We start from the raw sequence: 16,576 nt of genomic DNA, 5'->3' as shown, positions 1-16,576 counted from the left end.
CAAGCCGCAGCGCGTCTACACGCTGAAGCTGCTGCCGCAGCCGCAGGTGGTCTTGGCGTTGGGATTGCGGATCACGAACTGCGCGCCGTGCAGGCCTTCGCTGTAATCCACTTCCGCGCCCATCAGGTACTGCAGGCTCAACGGGTCGACCAGCAGGGTGACGTCGTCGGTGCGCACCGACAGGTCGTCCTCGGCGCGGTTCTCGTCGAACTCGAAGCCGTACTGGAAACCGGAACAGCCGCCGCCCTGGATGTACACGCGCAGCGCCAGCGCGTCGTTGCCTTCCTCGCCGATCAGCTCGCGCACCTTGGCCGCGGCGGCCTGGGTGAAGTTCAGCGGCCGCTGCAGCGACTGGTAGTCGGGCGCGGGCGCGGCGCTGGGCAGGGAAACGAGAGTGCTCATGGCGACAGGATGGGGGCGGCCGGCAGCCGAATCAAGCGTCGGCCGCGGTCAGCGCGCGCTGCGCCGGCGCGGCCTGCGCTTCCTCGTGCGACGGCGCCGGCGGGGCCAGCGCGGCCATGCTGCCGACATGGATCAGCCGCCCGGTCAGCTGCGCGCCGGCGTTCATCTCCACCACCTGGTAGTGCACGTTGCCCTGCACCCGCGCCTTCGGCGCCAGTTCCACGCGCTCGGCGGCATGCACGTCGCCGATCAGCTGGCCGTTGATGACCACGATCGGCGCGCGCACCTCGCCCTCGATGCTGCCGTGCTCGGACAGGGTCAGCGTCGCCGGCGCGCCGTCCTCGGCCAGCACCTTGCCGAGGATGCGCCCTTCCACGTACAGGCCGCCGCTGAACACCAGGTCGCCCCGGATCACCACCTGCGCGCCGATCAGGGTATCCACCACGGTCTGGCCGCTGCTGCGACCGCTCTTGCTTCCGAACATAAGCTGCCTACTCCCCTTTGCCGTTGCCGGCCAGTGTCCAATCGAAACTCTGGGTGACCGGCGCGCCCCCGCCGGACAGCGATACTCGCACCCGCTGCGGGGTGAAATCCCTGGGCAGGATCACGCTGCCGTCCAACTGCTGGAAATAGCGGAACGAATAGTCATGCCCAGGCACGCCGCTTTTCTGGTGCAGTTCGTCCCAGCCCACGCTGGTCAGCTTGCCGCCGCGCACGCCTTCCACCGCCAGGCGCATCTGCCCCTGGCTGATCGCGCCGCGGTTGAGGTTCTGGGTCAGCACCACGTCGTAGTGCCAGGTGCCGCCGGCCTCGGCCGAGAACTCGGCCGAATGCACGGTCAGGCCCTTGCGCTGGCTGGTCGCACCGACCAGGCGCTCGTAGAAGGCCACGTCGGCGCGCAGCCCGGCGATCTCCTCGTCGCGCTCGGCCAGCGAACTCTGCACTTGGTTGTTGGCGGCGCGGCTGATCTGGTCGGAACGCGCCAGCGTGGCCTGGCGCTGGTTCAGCGTGTCGATCTGCCGCTGCTGCGCCTGCAGCTTGCGCTCGGCCGCGCGCAGTTGCGCCCTGACCGCGCCCAGCTGCGGCGCGGCCTGGCGGCTGGCCAGCCACCAGGTCCCGCCCAGCGACAGCAGCCAGACGATGGCGATCAGCAGCCACCGGCCGGTTCCGCGCGGTGGCGCGGCGCCGTTGGGCACGATCTGGAAACGGGGGACGGGTCGGTTCATCGTCAAAGCCGTGCCACCGCGGCGGCAGCGGCGTCGATCCTCGCGGGGTCGGTCGGCCGGCTAGTGTAAGCCACGCGTTTGACCGGCGCCGGACATCGCCGCCGCGAGCATGCCGCATCCAGCCGCCGCGCCCGCCCTGCGCTGGCCTTCGCTGCACGCTTGACCGATAGTGGCCGCCATCCGCGCATCTGCGGGAGCGCCTCGCCATGACCGACGCCCACCTGTTCGTAATCGGCATCCTGCTGGCCTGGCTGGCCGGCATCCGCGTCTATCTGACCGTGTTCGGGATCGGCGTGGCCGGCCTGTTCGGCTGGCTGCAGCTGCCGCCGGCGCTGCAGGCGACCGCGTCGTGGTGGGTGCTCGGCAGCTCCGGCGCGCTGGCCCTGGCCGAGTTCTTCGCCGACAAGATTCCCGGCGTGGATTCGGTCTGGGACCTGCTACAGACCCTGACCCGGATCCCGGCCGGTGCGTTCCTGGCCGCCGCCACGCTGTCCCAGGACGGCCAGCTGAGCGCCGGCGCGCTGGCCACCGGTGCCGGCGTCGCGCTCACCAGCCATGTGCTGAAGGCCGGTTCGCGCGCCTTGCTGAACACCTCGCCGGAACCGGCCAGCAACTGGATCGCCTCGCTGAGCGAGGATTCGGTGGTGCTGGCCACGCTTGCGCTGGCCCTGGTGCATCCGTGGCTGGCGCTGGTCGTATTGCTCGGGGCGAGTGTGCTGGGTGCGCTGCTGGTGTGCTGGGTGTGGCGCAGGCTGTGGCGCGGCGTGCGCCGCCTGCTGGCGCCACCCGCAGACGCCGCCGTCGCCAGGCCGAGCCGAGATGGCTCGCCGTCTTCGTGAACTTCATCGCATAATTGGGCGCGCACCAGGATAAAGACGCGATGGCCGCAAGAGACACCGCACCGCTTTCCAGCCGCGACGAAGCGCGCTCGCGCAATGTCCGTGCCGAGACCCCGCCGCCGCACTACTGGCGGCGCTGGGCCGCCGACGCCGCACCCGACGCGCCAGCGCCGGCGCCCGGCCTGGCGCCGAGCGCGGAGGACGGCGCGGCATCCGCCGCCCCTAGCGGCGGCCACCAGGCCGCTGCCGCCGCGCCCAGCGCGTCCAGCGACGCGGCCGCGCCGCCGCCGCTGGACGCGCCGTACCGCATCCTGATCGTCGAGGACGACCGCTCGCAGGCCTTGTTCGCGCAGAGCGTGCTGCATGGCGCCGGCATGCAGGCGCAGGTGGAGATGCGGGCCGAAGGCGTGCAGCAGGCGATCGCCGAGTACCGGCCCGACCTGATCCTGATGGACCTGCACATGCCCGGCCTGGACGGCATGCGCCTGACCACGCTGATCCGCCAGCAACCGCAGCACCAGTTGCTGCCGATCGTGTTCCTGACCGGCGACCCGGATCCGGAGCTGCAATACGAAGTGCTGGACAGCGGCGCCGACGATTTCCTGACCAAGCCGATCCGGCCGCGGCACCTGATCGCCGCGGTCTCCAACCGCATCCGCCGCGCACGCCAGCAGGCGCAGCGAAGCGACAGCGACAGCGTGCCGCTGAACAATCCCGAGACCGGCCTGCCGACCCGCAGCCACGTGCTGCAGCTACTCGGCGATGCGCTGCGCGCGCGCGCCGGCGGCGGCCTGTTCTTCATCGAGATCGCCAGCGCGCTGGGCCTGCGCGAACGCTACGGCTATGCCGCGTTCGAACGCCTGATGACCCAGGCCGGACGCCGCCTGGCCAGCGTCACCGCGCCGCAGCCGCTGGCCCGGCTCAACGACAACAGCTTCCTGCTGCTGGCCGCGGACCGCGACCTGGACGCACTGCGGCTGCGCGCGCAGGCCTTGCGCGAAGCCCTGGCCAGCCATGCGTTCCCGCTGCGCGAGGACGAGGCGGTGCACCTGCGCTGCGCGATCGGCTACGCCGACCTGGCGCAGGGCTTCGAGGACGCCGGCAGCGCGCTGGAGGCGGTCGAGCGCACCGCGCTGCAGGCCCGCCTGCACCCGCAAGGCGTGGCCGCGTATGCGCCGCCGCGCGAGGACGAGGACCTGGGCCGCATCGCCATGTTCGAAGGCCAGCTGGAGCCGGCCTATCAGCCGATCGTCGCCGTCGCCGGCGGCGACACCGCGCAGTACCAGGTGCTGCTGCGCCTGCGCCAGCGCGACGGCACCCTGCTATCGGCCGCGCAGGTGCTGCCCGCGGCCGAAGCCGGCGGGCGCATCGCCGACCTCGACCAGCAGGTGCTGGACCACGCGCTCGGCCTGCTGCACCTGTACCAGCACGCGCTGCCGCCGCTGCGCCTGTTCGTATCGCAGTCCTCGCGCACGCTGGCGCGCGGCGCCTTCGCCGACTGGCTGGTCGAGGCGATCGGCCGCCGCGGCGTCACCGGCACCTCGCTGGCGATCGACCTGCGCCTGGACGATGCGCTGATCCACACGGTGACGCTGCAGCAGTTCTGCGCCCGGCTGATGCCGCTGGGCGTGCAGTTCTGCCTCAGCCAGTTCGAACCCGGCGCCGAGGCCGAGGCGCTGCTCAACCAGTTGCCGCTGGGCTACCTGCGCCTGTCCGCGCGCTTCGCCAACGCGCATGCGGATGCCGAACTGCGCGACCAGTTGCGCGCCGCGATCGACCTGGCGCACCGCGCCGGGCTGCTGATCATCGGCCAGCAGATCGAGGAAGCGCAGGCCGCCGCGGCGATGTGGATGGGCGGGGTCGATTTCATCCAGGGCAACCTGGTGCAGTCGGTCGGCGACGAACTGAACTTCGACTTCCAGAACGCGGTGCTGTAGCGATGCCCGCACGCCGGCGCCGGCCCCTGCCGTGGCTGGCCGCGTCGAGCGCGGCGAGCGCGGTCGCCGGCGCGCTGCTGGCGGTGCCGGTGCTGGCCCCGCCGCCGCCCTGGCATCTGCTGGCCCCGGCCTGCATCGGCAGCGCCGCGCTGCTGGCGCTGCTCGCCTGCTGGCGCGCGCGGCAGCAGGCCAGCGCACTGGATGCGGCGCTGGCACGCGCCGCGCTGGCCGAGGCCGAACGCGACGCGCTGCAGCGCGACGTGCACCTGCGCGAACGCCTGGAACGCGAACTGGTGCAGGCCAAGCAGGCGGCCGAGGCCGCGGCGATGGCCAAGGGCGAATTCCTGGCCACCATGAGCCACGAGATCCGCACCCCGCTCAACGGCATCATTCCGATGCTGGAACTGATCGCGCGCGGCCAGCTCGGCACCGAGCAGCGCGAAATGCTGCGCGCCGCCAACGACTCCTCGCTGCAACTGCTGCGCATCGTCGACGATATCCTCGACTACTCCAAGCTCGAAGCGAACCGGCTGGAGCTGGAGATCACCAGCTTCAACCTGCGCGACCTGCTCGACGGCGTGCTGCAGCTGATGCAGCGCTCGGCCGAGGCCAAGGGCCTGCGCGTGGCCCTGCAGCTGGATCCGGCGGTGCGCCTGCCGGTGCGCGGCGACCCGGTGCGGTTGCGGCAGGTGCTGAGCAACCTGATCGGCAACGCGATCAAGTTCACCGCGCGCGGCGGTGTGGAGCTGCGCGTGCGCCGTCTCGGCGAGACCCCGGCGCAGCACCTGCTGCGCCTGGAGGTGCGCGACAGCGGCATCGGCATCAGCGCCGAGCAGCAGGAACGGCTGTTCCGCTCCTTCACCCAGGCCGATGCCTCCACCACCCGCCTGTACGGCGGCACCGGCCTGGGCCTGGCGATCTGCAAGCGCATCGTCGACCTGATGGGCGGGCGCATCGGCGTGGAATCGGGCAGCGACCAGGGCGCCACGTTCTGGTTCGAGATCCCGCTGCTGAAGGTGATCGGCGACCTGCCGCAGGTCCAGGGCGGCCTGCCGCGGCTGCACGCGCTGCTGGTCGGCGCCGACCTGCGCCTGTACCAGCGCCTGAAAGGCCTGCTGCCGAACTGGGGCGTGCAACTGAGCAAGGTCGACTCGACCCAGGAAGCGCTGGAGCGGCTGCGCGCCGGCAACCCCGCGCTCCCGCCTTACGACCTGGTGATCGGCGACCTCGACGGCCTGCGCCAGAGCGCACGCGCGTTGCAGCGCGCGGTCGCGCGCTTGCCGGCGCCGCATGGCGTGCGCCTGATCTGGCTGTACGGGGACGTGGAGATCCCCGACGAGATCCGCGCCCACGGCGCGCTGCTGTCGCGGCAGGCGGCGGACCTGGACCTGCGCGGCATGCTCGCGCGGCCGCCCGCGGCCGCCGCACCTTCCGCTGCAGGACTGCTCCTGCGCGCCGATTCCACTCCCGAACGCGATCCCGCGCACGCCGCCGAGACAGCGCCGACAGCGGCGCACGTCGCCGCGCTGGACCCGGACGCCGCGGCCGGCCCGGCCTCGCCGCCCGCCGACTACCGCCTGCTGCTGGTCGAGGACAACCCGGCCAACCTGCTGGTCGCGCAGAAGCTGCTCGACGTGCTCGGCTACCGCAGTGACAGCGCCGCCGACGGCGCCGCCGCGCTGGCGCAGCTGGCCGCGCAGCCCTACGACCTGGTGTTGATGGACTGCCAGATGCCGGTACTGGACGGCTATGCCGCCACCCGTCAATGGCGCCAGTCCGAAGCGGCAGCGGCACGGCCGCGGCTGCCGATCGTGGCGATGACCGCCAATGCGATGGCCGGCGACCGCCAGCGCTGCCTGGAGGCCGGCATGGACGACTACCTGTCCAAGCCGGTCAACCGCGAGCTGCTGGCGGCATGCCTGCAGCGCTGGCTGCCGCACCGCGCCGCCCATGCCGCGCCGGCCGCCGCGGCGCTGGCGGCGGACGCGGATGCGGTAGCAAGTGCGGCCTCGCCGACGCTGCCATCCAGCGCCGCGCCAACGCCCGCCGGCAGCGCCGCCGACCCGCCGATGCTGCCGCCGACCCCGCTGCCGGTGCTGGACATCGCGGTGCTCGACGAATTGCGCGAACTCGCCGGCAGCGCGACCACCGCGCAGATCGTCGAACTGTTCCTGGGCGATGCGCCGCAGCTGATCCAGCGCCTGGAACAGGCCGCCGCAATCCCGCAGCTGGACCCGTTGCGCGAGGCGGCGCATACGCTGAAGTCCTCGGCGGCCAATGTCGGCGCGCTGGCGCTGTCGGCCGCAGCTTCGCGTATCGAGGCCGGCGTGCGCGCCCACCAATTGGAGCGCCCCGCGGTCGCGGTGGCGCTGGTCATCGCCGAATTCGCGCGTGCGCGGCTGGCCCTGAAGGGCTACCGCAACACCTTGCACGACGCCGCAGAAAGCGCCGCGTCGTAGGCCGTTTTCTGTCGGCAGTCCAAATCCTGCGGGAGATACCTTGTGGGAGCAACTTCAGTCGCGACTGAAGTCGACTCCCACAAAGTGCCAATGACGGTGCGGGGCTGGGAGTGCAGCTGCGCTATCTGCGGTGCGCCTCGGTAGTGTGGGAGACGCAGCCTATTCGCCGCGTTCGCGCGCGATCGCGCGCCAGCCGATGTCGCGGCGATGGAATGCGCTGGGCCACTGGATCTGCGCCACGCCGGCGTATGCATTGCGCTGCGCGTCGGACACGCTGTCGCCCAGCGCGGCCACGCACAGCACGCGGCCGCCGGCGCTGAGCACGCGGCCCTGGCCGTCCAGCGCGGTGCCGGCATGGAACACCTTGGCGCTGTCCGGCACCTGGTCCAGGCCGGAGATCGCCTCGCCGGTGACCGGGGCGTCCGGATACGGCGCCGCCGCCAGCACCACGCCCAGCGCCGGGCGCGGATCCCACTGCGCGGTGGTCGCGTGCAGGCGCCCGTCGATCGCCGCCTCGACCAGCTCCACCAGGTCCGACTGCAGGCGCAGCATCACCGGCTGGGTCTCCGGGTCGCCGAAGCGCACGTTGAACTCGATCACCTTCGGCGCGCCGCTGGCATCGATCATCAGTCCCGCGTAAAGAAAACCGGTGAACGGCACGCCGTCGGCGAGCATGCCGCGCACGGTGGGTTCCACCACCTCGCGCATCACTCGCGCATGCACCTGCGGCGTGACCACCGGTGCCGGCGAATACGCGCCCATGCCGCCGGTGTTGGGGCCGGTGTCGCCGTCGCCGACGCGCTTGTGGTCCTGGCTGGTGGCCATCGGCAGCGCGGTGGCGCCATCGACCATGCAGATGAAGCTGGCTTCCTCGCCGTCGAGGAATTCCTCGATCACCACGCGCGCGCCGGCATCGCCGAACGCATTGCCGGAGAGCATGTCGCGCACCGCGGCCTCGGCCTCGTCCAGGGTCATCGCCACGATCACGCCCTTGCCGGCGGCCAGGCCGTCGGCCTTGACCACGATCGGCGCGCCCGCGCTTTCGACCGACATGCGGCGCACATAGGCCAGCGCCGCGTCCACCTCGGTATGCACTTCGTAGAACCCGGTCGGGATGCCGTGGCGGGCGAGGAACTCCTTGGCGAAGGCCTTGCTGCCTTCCAGCTGCGCGGCCTTGGCAGTGGGGCCGAAGATGCGCAGGCCGGCGGCACGGAAGCGATCCACCACGCCCAGCACCAGCGGCACTTCCGGGCCGACCACGGTCAGCGCCACGGCTTCGTCCTGCGCCAGCGTGAGCAGCCCGTCCAGGTCGTCGACCTTGACCGCCACGTTGCGGCACTTGGCCTCGCGGGCGGTGCCGGCATTGCCGGGCGCGACCAGGACTTCGCTGACGCGCGGGGACTGGGCCAGCTTCCAGGACAGGGCGTGTTCGCGGCCGCCGGCGCCGATGACGAGCAGTTTCATGGGAATGCCTTTGCTTTCCTGTTGAATCCGCGCACATGGATGTGCGGGTTCTTGCGAGGGATTCGCCTCAATGCCGGAAATGGCGCACGCCGGTGAACACCATGGCGATGCCGTGTTCGTCGGCGGCGCCGATCACCTCGCCGTCGCGCATCGAGCCGCCCGGCTGGATCACCGCCGTGATGCCGGCCGCCGCCGCGGCGTCGATGCCGTCGCGGAACGGGAAGAACGCGTCGGAGGCCATCGCCGAGCCTTGCACCACCAGCTCCGCATCGGCGGCCTTGATGCCGGCGATGCGCGCCGAATAGACCCGGCTCATCTGCCCGGCGCCGACACCGATGGTGCGCTTGTCCTTGGCGTAGACGATGGCGTTGGACTTGACGTACTTGGCCACCTTCCACGCGAACAGCAGGTCGGCGAACTGCGCCTCGGTCGGCGCCAGCCGGGTGACGACTTTCAGTTCCTCGCGGCTCACCACACGGTCGTCGGCGGTCTGCATCAGCAGGCCCGAGCCGATGCGCCTGGTGTCGATGAAACCGCTGGAGGGCGGCGCCAGCGGAATGCGCAGCACGCGCACGTTGGCCTTTTTCTTCGCGTACTCCAGCGCGCCGTCCTCGTAGTCCGGGGCGATCAGCACCTCGACGAACTGGCGGTCCAGGATGACCTTGGCGGTGGCCGCGTCCAGCGTGCGGTTGAAGGCGAGGATGCCGCCGAAGGCGCTGGTCGGGTCAGTCGCGTAGGCCAGTTCGTAGGCATCGCCGCAGGCCGCGCCCACCGCCACGCCGCAGGGATTGGCGTGCTTGACGATGACGCAGGCCGGCGCGTCGAACTGGCGCACGCATTCCCAGGCCGCATCGCTGTCGGCGATGTTGTTGTAGCTCAGTTCCTTGCCCTGCACCTGCTGGAACGTGGCCAGCGAACCCGGCGCCGGACGCAGGTCGCGGTAGAACGCGGCGTGCTGGTGCGGGTTCTCGCCGTAGCGCAGGTCCATCACCTTGACGAAGCTGCCGTTGGCCTGCGCCGGGAACGCGGCACGCACCGGCACCTCGCTCGCAGGGTCGGCGACCGCCGACAGGTAATTGCTGATCGCCGCGTCGTACTGGGCGACGCGGTTGAATGCCGCCACCGACAGCGCGAAGCGCTTGGCCGCCGACAGCTGGCCGTCGTGCGCCTCCAGGTCGGCGAGCAGGTCGGCGTATTGCGCCGGATCGGTGGCCACCGCCACGCGCGCGAAGTTCTTCGCCGCCGAGCGCAGCATCGCCGGGCCGCCGATGTCGATGTTCTCCACCGCGGTGTCCAGCGTGCAACTGAGGTCGGCGGTGACCTGCTCGAACGGATACAGGTTCAGCACCAGCAGGTCGATCGCCGCGATGCCGTGTTCGGCCATTACCGCAGCGTCGGTGCCGGCGCGGCCGAGCAGGCCGCCGTGCACCAGCGGGTGCAGGGTCTTGATCCGGCCGTCCATCATTTCCGGGAAACCGGTCAGCTCGGACACGTCCTTGACCGCCAGCCCCGCATCGCGAATCGCCTTGGCGGTGCCGCCGGTGGACAGCAGCTCCACGTTGCGCGCGGCCAGCGCGCGGGCCAGGTCGATCAGGCCGGTCTTGTCGGAAACGGACAGCAATGCCCGGCGCACGGGCAGCAAATCGGAGGACATGGGGGCAGGGCACACATCGGAGCGGGGAGCCGATATTGTAGGCTGCGCCGCCTCGGCATGCGGGCGCGGCACCGCCCGGAGCTGGAGTTCGTGCCGGTGTGGATCGACAACCTGAAGCGGGTGATGCCCAGGGGCAAGTGGCTGCCGCTGCTGTGCACCACCACCTTCGGCGAACCGTTGCGGCCAGGCGCCGGCGAGGACAGGCAGGCGTTCCTGGAGCGCACGCGTGAACCTGGTGGCGCGGATCCGCGCGTGGTGGGTGATGGCCGCGGTGGTGGCGCTGGCGTTCCTGGCGATCGTGGTGCAGTCCTCGGACGTGCGGCAGTGCGTGTGGGGCACGCTGATCGGCGGGCACCTGATCGCGCCGAAGCCGTCGCCGTCCAAGACCGTGGAAGGCTTGGTCGACGGCCTCCTGTCGGCCAGCGCGCTGGGCGCGGCGCTGTGGTGGATCACCCCGTTCTCGCCGCTGCAGGCGTTCGCGCTGGCGCTGGTGGCCAACCTGATGGGTTTCTTCGGCGGCCTGGTGCGGACCTGCGGACCCCGGTCCCCGCCTCACGCCAATCCGTATTCCTTCAGCTTCTTGCGCAGCGTGGCGCGATGGATGCCGAGCATCGCCGCGGCGCGGCTCTGGTTGCCTTCGCAGTGGTTGAGCACTTCCACGAACAGCGGGATCTCCATCTCGCGCAGCACGATCTCGTATACGTCGTCGGCATCGCAGCCATCGAGGTCGCGCAGGTAGCGGCGCACGGACTGGGCCACGTGTTCGCGCAGCGGCGGCTTCGGCGCGCCGCGACTGGAGTCAGGACGAGTGGTGGCAGCGTTCAAGTTCGGCGGGTCCCCGGATGACGGCGGCGCCGGAAGGCTGGAGGGCCGGCGCGGGGGGACGAGTCTAGCGCGTGGCCTGCCTGGCTGCCATGCCGGATCGCGGTGTCACAGCGTTTCAGTGGAAGTCGAAACTGAATGCCGCGGTGCCCGCCGCCGGTTCGCGCACCTGGAACGCCACCTGCGCGCTCTGCCCAGGCGCCAGCGTCGCCGCATCGGGACGGGTGCCGTCCAGGTATTGCTCCGGGCGCAGCACGCGGCTGCCGATGGTGCGGCCGTCGGCGTCGGCCAGCGACAGTTGCAGCAGCGGCCAGGCCTGCGCCCAGCGCGCGTCGTTGCGGAACGTGGCCTGGATCTGCAGCGTGCCGGCGCGGCCAGGCAGTGGCCGTACTTCGCGGCTGAGCATGGTGAACGCGCCCGGCTCGCGCCACGGCGGCAGGCTGCAGCGCAGCGCCTGGCACACGCCGGCCACCCATGGCCGCCAGCGCGCGTCGGCGCCCAGCCGCTGGCGGTCGGCGACCAGGATCTGCAAGGCCAGCAGCAGGCCCAGCCCGGCCAGCGCGCTCCACTGCCACGGCGCGGCGCGTAGCACCTGCCGACGCGGCGCGGCGCGCTGCATGAAGCTGGGCGTGGCGGCGGTGGCAGCTGGCGCGGCGCTAGGTTCAGGCGCCGGCTCCAGTGCCGATTCGGATTCGGATTCCAATGCCGATGCGGCGGCGTCGGACGCCATCGACGCGCCGGCCTCGGCAGCGGGGAGCGGCGAGGGGGCCACGGCGGCGAGCGAAGCGTCCGTGGCCGGACTGGACGTGACCGGCGCGGCTTGCGCTGGCGTGGGCACGGCCTCGGCGTGGGCTGCAGCGGCAGTACCACCGGCCTGGGCAGGGCTGGCGGCCGCGCCCGGCGCGGCGGCATCGGCCTGTTCTTCCGGCGCCGGCCGGTCGGGCTGGCGCAGCAAGGTCGCGAGGCTGGGGCGGGGCGGGGCGGGATCGGGCATGCGCGGAGGCGACGGGGCAACGAGAACGCTATTCAAGCACGCGCGGCAGCCGGCTGCCGCGCGGTGCCGGCGCTGAGCAGTTCCAGCAGGCCGGCGCGCTGGCGCGGGTTCAGGGTCTCGAAGCCGTCGAGCAGGCGCGCTTGCTGGTCGGACAGCTACCGGTAGTGCGCGGCTTCCCCGGCGTCGGACAGAGGGTTCGCCGAACACGCGTTCGCCGCGGCCGGTGGCCAGGTATTCGAAGGTCAGCCCGCTGCGGCGGGCCAGCGCGATCAGGTGCTGCACCGCCAGCGCGGTGCCATCGGCCATTTTCCACTGCGCCCATGCAGACGCCGCGGCGTTCGTGCCGTATCTGCCACCTCCAGTCGACCGACCCGCTGCCATGGACCAGGACGCGCCGGTGCACACGCAGGATGCCTACCGTCCCCGTTTCGCACCCGCGTCGCCGCGCGCGCACCGCCGTCCGCGCCCACCGCCGGGGATCGGCGCGCACCGTTACCGGATCTGGGAGCGCCGGCCGTGCGGCCGGGCAGACGGCCGGCGCGGGCCGGCCTCAGCGGCGGCGGACGCCGTCGATGCGCATCCAGTCGCCGTCCTGTTCGCTGCGCAGTTGCTCGAACCACGGTGCGTAGCGCTGCAGCAGTTCCTGTTCCTGGCCGTGCAGGATGCCGGACAGGGCGATGCGCCCGCCTGGCGCGACCCGTTCGGCCAGGATCGGCGCCAGCGCGTCCAGCGCCGCGGCCAGGATGTTGGCGACCACCACCGGGTAGGTGGCCGCCGGCTCGTCGGCCGGCAGATGGACCGCCAGGCGCGCGCCGAGCGCATTGCGCTCGGCGTTGTCGTGCGTGGCCAGCAGCGCCTGCGGATCGTTGTCCACGCCCACCGCCGCTGCCGCGCCCAGCTTCAGCGCGGCCAAGGCCAGGATCCCGGAGCCGCAGCCGAAGTCGAGCACGCGTGCCTGCGCCAGTGCGCCGTCGGCGGCCAGGGCGTCGAGCCAGCGCAGGCACAGCGCGGTGGTCGGGTGGGTGCCGGAGCCGAACGCCAGGCCCGGGTCCAGCCGCACCACGGCGGCATCGGCGCCGCGCGCGTCCTCCGGCAGCGCGTGGTTCCACGGCACGATGAAGGTGCGGGCGCCGAAGCGCATCGGCTGGAACTGGTCCAGCCAGGCGCGCTCCCAATCCTGGTCGGCGACCTGGCGGAACCCGGCCTGGCTCCAGTCCAGGCCCGGGTCGAAGGCCTCCAGTGCGGCCAGCAGCAGCAAGGCGTCCTGCTCGGCGGGGAACAGCGCGCTGAGCACCAGCGTGCCCCACAGCGGGATCTCGCCGACGCCCGGTTCCAGGATCGCGCGCTCGTTGCTGGTGTCGGCCTCGGCGTCGAGCAGGGTGACCGCCAGCGCGCCGACGTCCTCCAGCGCGTTCTCGTAGCGGGGCTGGGTGGCGTCGGTGCAGCGCACAGTCAGTTCGAGGAACGGCATCGGTCGGGCACGCGGGGGAAGGACCGCGCATCTTAGACGACCGCCGCGGCGGCCCGAACCGGCGCCGGCCGCGCGCGCCGTGACCGCGGCCGGCACCGTGTGTCCTTGTCTGCCATCGGCTGCGCTAAACTGCGACATTGCGGCGGCCGCCGGTTCCAGCGGCCGCGGCCGCCGCCGTCGCCTGCTGCCCCGATCGCCTACGCGCATGCCCTTCGCCGTGTCCCGCAAAACCTGGCTGTTGCTGGCGCCCGCTGCGTTGCTGCTGGGCGTGGTCGCCTACCGCGCCGCGCTGCTGGCGGCCGCGCCGGCGCTGCCGGTGGCCGCGGGCGCCGCCGTGGCCGCGCCGGCTGCCGCGGGCGCGCCGAGTCAGGACCAGCGCAAGCGCACCTCGGTGCAGGTGATGCAGGCGACCTCGCCCGACCGCCGCGCCGCGCTGGAGCGCAGTTCCGACCTGTACCGCAGCGCGCAGCAGCTGTCCGCCGCCGCCGCGCAGGGCGATGCCGATGCGTCCTGGCTGCTCAGCCGCATCTACGACTACTGCGCCGGCTACGCGATGGACCCGGCCGGCTATGCCACCGACACCCGCGCGATCGACACGGCGCAGCTGCCCACCTCGGCGCGCATGGCCGCTGCGCGCGCGCGGGTCGGCCGCCGCTGCGCCGGCTTTGTGCCCGGCGACGGCCTGAGCCGCCAGGCCATCGTCGCCCAGCGCGTGCAGGCCGCGCGCGGCGGCAACCTGGCCGCGGAGGCGGCGCTGCTGGCGCTGGGGCAGCCCTTGCAGCCCTCGGCCGGCTACAAGCGCGATCTGATCGGACGGGTGCGCGCCTCCGCCGATCCGGATGCGTACATGGCGCTGGCGCCGGCGATGGGCCTGGCCGCCAGCGGCGACGACAGCCTGGACGAGCGCATCGCCGGCACCGCCTTCACCGAACTGGCCTGGCAGCTGGCGGCCTGCCGGCTGGGGCTGGATTGCGGCCCGGACAGCGAGCTGATGACCCGCTATTGCGCCAACGGCGGCATCTGCGCGCAGGATCCGACCCAGGATTTCAGCAGTTTTGTTTACGACGCCGCGGTCCCGCGGCAAGGCACGGACACGATGAACGACATGGTCAACCGTCTGGTGGATACGACAGGAGCGGGCTCATGAATTACCGGCGATGGCTGCACGGCGCCAAGTTCTGGTTCTGGGTGTTGGCCCTGGTCGCCTATTCGGCGGCGGCGGCCGGCTTGCTGATGATCGACACGGCCGAGCAGCGCTACCGCGGCCTGTCCAAGGTCGAACTGACCACCGCGCATGCCGACCCGGACCTGCGCCGCGCCGGCGCCGCGCAGGTGGCGGCGATCTACCGCGCGCGCAGCGGCATGCCGTTCTCCACCCTGAGCCCGGGCAGCACCTTCCAGATCGTGTGGCCGGACGGCTCCACCGAGACGGTGATGATCGTCAGCCCGACCTCGAGCCTGGGCGCCGAACCGGTGCCGGGGACGCAGACGAAGTAGCCGGGAATGGGGAGTGGGGAATGGGGAATCGCAACAGCCGGTTCCCGGCCCCGCACTGCCATGCGCGACGTTGGCGCGCGCCGGCGCCTTCGGGCGCTGCACCTGCAGGAGGGGCTTCAGCCCCGGCCGGAGGCCGGAGAACCGCATCGGGATCGCGTTCCTCCCGTAGCGGCATCGTTCCGAAGCCGGCCGTTCCGAATCCGAACCCCGAGCCTCGGCTCTCAGGCCAGACGCGCCGCCAGGCGATCGGTCGCGGCTGAAGCCGCTCCTACAAGGGCGGGCCGACCATCGGTGCCGCCCGCAGCCCGCAATCCCCATCGAGATCGCAGCCTTTCATCGTCAGGAATCGATCAGGAACCGGCTCTACCGATTCCCGATTCCCGTTTCCCCATTCCCAGCCTCAAACCAACGCAATCGACTTGTTCTTGCGCTCGGCCAGGCGCTTTTCCAGGTAGTGGATGTTCTGCCCGCCGGCCTGGAAGCCCTTGTCGCGCATGATCCGCTGCTGCAGCGGGATGTTGGTCTTGATCCCGTCCACCACCATCTCGCTCAGCGCCACGCGCATGCGCGCGATCGCGGTCTCGCGGTCGGGGCCGTGCACGATCAGCTTGCCGATCATCGAGTCGTAGTTCGGCGGCACCTTGTAGCCGCTGTAGATGTGCGTGTCCACGCGCACGCCGGGGCCGCCGGGCGGGTGGAAGCCGGTGATCAGGCCCGGGTTGGGCATGAAGGTTTCCGGGTCCTCGGCGTTGATCCGGCATTCGATCGCATGCCCGCGCAGCACGATGTCGCTCTGCTTGATGCTCAGCTTGTGGCCGGCGGCGATGCGCAGCTGTTCGCAGACCAGGTCGATGCCGGTGATGCGCTCGGTGACCGGGTGCTCGACCTGGATGCGCGTGTTCATTTCGATGAAGTAGAAGCGCCCGTCCTCGAACAGGAATTCGAAGGTGCCGGCGCCGCGGTAGCCGATGCGCACGCAGGCATCCACGCAGACCTTGCCGATCTCGCTGCGCAGCTGCTCGGTGATGCCCGGTGCCGGCGCTTCCTCCACCACCTTCTGGTGGCGGCGCTGCATCGAGCAGTCGCGCTCGCCCAGGTGGATGGCGTTGCCCTGGCCGTCGGCCAGCACCTGGATCTCCACGTGGCGCGGATTCTCCAGGAACTTCTCCATGTACACCTGGTCGTTGCTGAAAGCGGCCTTGGCCTCGGACTTGGTGGTCTCGATCGCCGCCTTCAGCGCCGCCTCCGAATGCACCACGCGCATGCCGCGGCCGCCGCCGCCGCCGGCGGCCTTGATGATCACCGGGTAGCCGATCTCGCGCGCGACCTTGGTGTTGGCGACGATGTCCTCGCCCAGCGGGCCGCCCGAGCCGGGCACGCACGGCACGCCGGCGGCCTTCATCGCGCGGATCGCCTCGACCTTGTCGCCCATCAGGCGGATGGTGTCGGCCTTGGGGCCGATGAAGATGAAGCCGGACTGCTCCACGCGTTCGGCGAAGTCGGCGTTCTCCGACAGGAAGCCGTAGCCGGGATGGATGGCCTGCGCGTCGGTGACCTCGGCCGCGGCGATCAGCGCCGGGATGTTGAGATAGCTCTCGGCCGAGGACGCCGGGCCGATGCACACTGACTCGTCGGCCATGGCCACGTGCTTGAGGTTGCGGTCCACGGTGGAATGCACCGCGACCGTGCGGATGCCGAGCGTATGGCACGCGCGCAGGATGCGCAGCGCGATTTCGCCGCGATTGGCGATGACGACTTTATCGAGCATGGGAAGGCCGGGAATGGGGAATGGAGAATCGGGAATGGAGGAC

The 16,576-nt window shown here is 71.6% G+C and carries 14 protein-coding genes and 3 pseudogenes; 7 read left to right on the top strand and 10 right to left on the bottom strand.

From position 1 onward, the window contains the following. Positions 1-15 precede the first annotated feature (15 nt). The 3 genes from erpA to FZ025_RS07360 are packed head-to-tail and all read right to left on the bottom strand — an operon-like array spanning position 16 to position 1,628. The gene (gene erpA / locus FZ025_RS07370; protein WP_046979434.1) at positions 16-402 is read right to left on the bottom strand and encodes an iron-sulfur cluster insertion protein ErpA; all 387 of its coding nucleotides are present in this window, start codon (positions 400-402) and stop codon (positions 16-18) included. 31 nt (positions 403-433) lie between these two features. After that, positions 434-886, bottom strand: a complete 453-nt coding sequence (locus tag FZ025_RS07365) for a bactofilin family protein (RefSeq protein WP_046979433.1) — start codon at positions 884-886, stop codon at positions 434-436. Positions 887-893: 7 nt separating this feature from the next. After that, positions 894-1,628, bottom strand: coding sequence for a DUF6776 family protein (locus tag FZ025_RS07360; protein WP_046979432.1), 735 nt, complete (start codon positions 1,626-1,628; stop codon positions 894-896). Between the two features lie 206 nt (positions 1,629-1,834). Between FZ025_RS07360 and FZ025_RS07355 the strand changes: the two genes are divergently transcribed. From FZ025_RS07355 to FZ025_RS07345, 3 genes are read left to right on the top strand one after another with little or no spacing between them, the layout of a single operon-like run. After that, positions 1,835-2,467, top strand: a complete 633-nt coding sequence (locus FZ025_RS07355; protein WP_046979431.1) for a DUF4126 domain-containing protein — start codon at positions 1,835-1,837, stop codon at positions 2,465-2,467. Positions 2,468-2,508: 41 nt separating this feature from the next. Then, entirely contained in the window at positions 2,509-4,404 is a 1,896-nt protein-coding gene (locus FZ025_RS07350; RefSeq protein WP_104558416.1) for an EAL domain-containing protein, read from the top strand. A gap of 35 nt (positions 4,405-4,439) precedes the next feature. Beyond that, positions 4,440-6,863 (top strand): hybrid sensor histidine kinase/response regulator, encoded by a 2,424-nt coding sequence (locus FZ025_RS07345; protein ID WP_167523895.1) that lies wholly within the window; start codon positions 4,440-4,442, stop codon positions 6,861-6,863. Between the two features lie 159 nt (positions 6,864-7,022). On the opposite strand, the gene purD is transcribed toward FZ025_RS07345, so the two are convergent. After that, a complete protein-coding gene (gene purD, locus FZ025_RS07340; protein ID WP_046980771.1) occupies positions 7,023-8,327 on the bottom strand; it encodes a phosphoribosylamine--glycine ligase in 1,305 nt (434 codons plus the stop codon). A gap of 67 nt (positions 8,328-8,394) precedes the next feature. Beyond that, positions 8,395-9,981, bottom strand: coding sequence for a bifunctional phosphoribosylaminoimidazolecarboxamide formyltransferase/IMP cyclohydrolase (gene purH / locus FZ025_RS07335; RefSeq protein WP_046980772.1), 1,587 nt, complete (start codon positions 9,979-9,981; stop codon positions 8,395-8,397). Between the two features lie 63 nt (positions 9,982-10,044). Here purH and FZ025_RS07330 point away from each other — a divergent pair. Next, positions 10,045-10,209 (top strand): annotated as a pseudogene (locus tag FZ025_RS07330) (1-acyl-sn-glycerol-3-phosphate acyltransferase); the annotation flags it as partial. Positions 10,210-10,252: 43 nt separating this feature from the next. Continuing rightward, positions 10,253-10,507, top strand: a pseudogene (locus tag FZ025_RS07325) (phosphatidate cytidylyltransferase); the annotation flags it as partial. A gap of 26 nt (positions 10,508-10,533) precedes the next feature. Here the strand turns inward: FZ025_RS07325 and fis are convergent. The 4 genes and pseudogenes from fis to prmA all read right to left on the bottom strand — a co-directional run bounded on the left by fis (position 10,534) and on the right by prmA (position 13,268). After that, the gene (gene fis, locus FZ025_RS07320) at positions 10,534-10,806 is read right to left on the bottom strand and encodes a DNA-binding transcriptional regulator Fis (RefSeq protein ID WP_003471008.1); all 273 of its coding nucleotides are present in this window, start codon (positions 10,804-10,806) and stop codon (positions 10,534-10,536) included. 115 nt (positions 10,807-10,921) lie between these two features. Beyond that, on the bottom strand, positions 10,922-11,797 hold the full coding sequence (locus tag FZ025_RS07315) for a DUF3426 domain-containing protein (protein ID WP_244292477.1): 876 nt from the start codon (positions 11,795-11,797) through the stop codon (positions 10,922-10,924). A 32-nt stretch (positions 11,798-11,829) separates the two neighbouring features. Next, positions 11,830-12,124 (bottom strand): annotated as a pseudogene (locus tag FZ025_RS22250) (transcriptional regulator); the annotation flags it as partial. 223 nt (positions 12,125-12,347) lie between these two features. Continuing rightward, positions 12,348-13,268, bottom strand: a complete 921-nt coding sequence (prmA, locus tag FZ025_RS07305; protein ID WP_046978070.1) for a 50S ribosomal protein L11 methyltransferase — start codon at positions 13,266-13,268, stop codon at positions 12,348-12,350. A 205-nt stretch (positions 13,269-13,473) separates the two neighbouring features. Between prmA and FZ025_RS07300 the strand changes: the two genes are divergently transcribed. Both FZ025_RS07300 and FZ025_RS07295 read left to right on the top strand, forming a co-directional pair. Further along, positions 13,474-14,415 (top strand): hypothetical protein, encoded by a 942-nt coding sequence (locus FZ025_RS07300; protein WP_046978071.1) that lies wholly within the window; start codon positions 13,474-13,476, stop codon positions 14,413-14,415. Further along, positions 14,412-14,765 (top strand): hypothetical protein, encoded by a 354-nt coding sequence (locus FZ025_RS07295; protein WP_046978072.1) that lies wholly within the window; start codon positions 14,412-14,414, stop codon positions 14,763-14,765. The genes FZ025_RS07300 and FZ025_RS07295 overlap by 4 nt, the downstream gene beginning before the upstream one ends. Before the next feature lie 400 nt (positions 14,766-15,165). Here FZ025_RS07295 and accC read toward each other — a convergent pair whose 3' ends face one another. Continuing rightward, positions 15,166-16,533 (bottom strand): acetyl-CoA carboxylase biotin carboxylase subunit, encoded by a 1,368-nt coding sequence (gene accC, locus FZ025_RS07290; RefSeq protein WP_046978073.1) that lies wholly within the window; start codon positions 16,531-16,533, stop codon positions 15,166-15,168. Positions 16,534-16,576 lie beyond the last annotated feature (43 nt).

It is taken from the genome of Xanthomonas hyacinthi, from assembly GCF_009769165.1.
GTDB lineage: Bacteria > Pseudomonadota > Gammaproteobacteria > Xanthomonadales > Xanthomonadaceae > Xanthomonas_A > Xanthomonas_A hyacinthi.
This window is presented reverse-complemented; position numbering and strand designations above follow the sequence as displayed.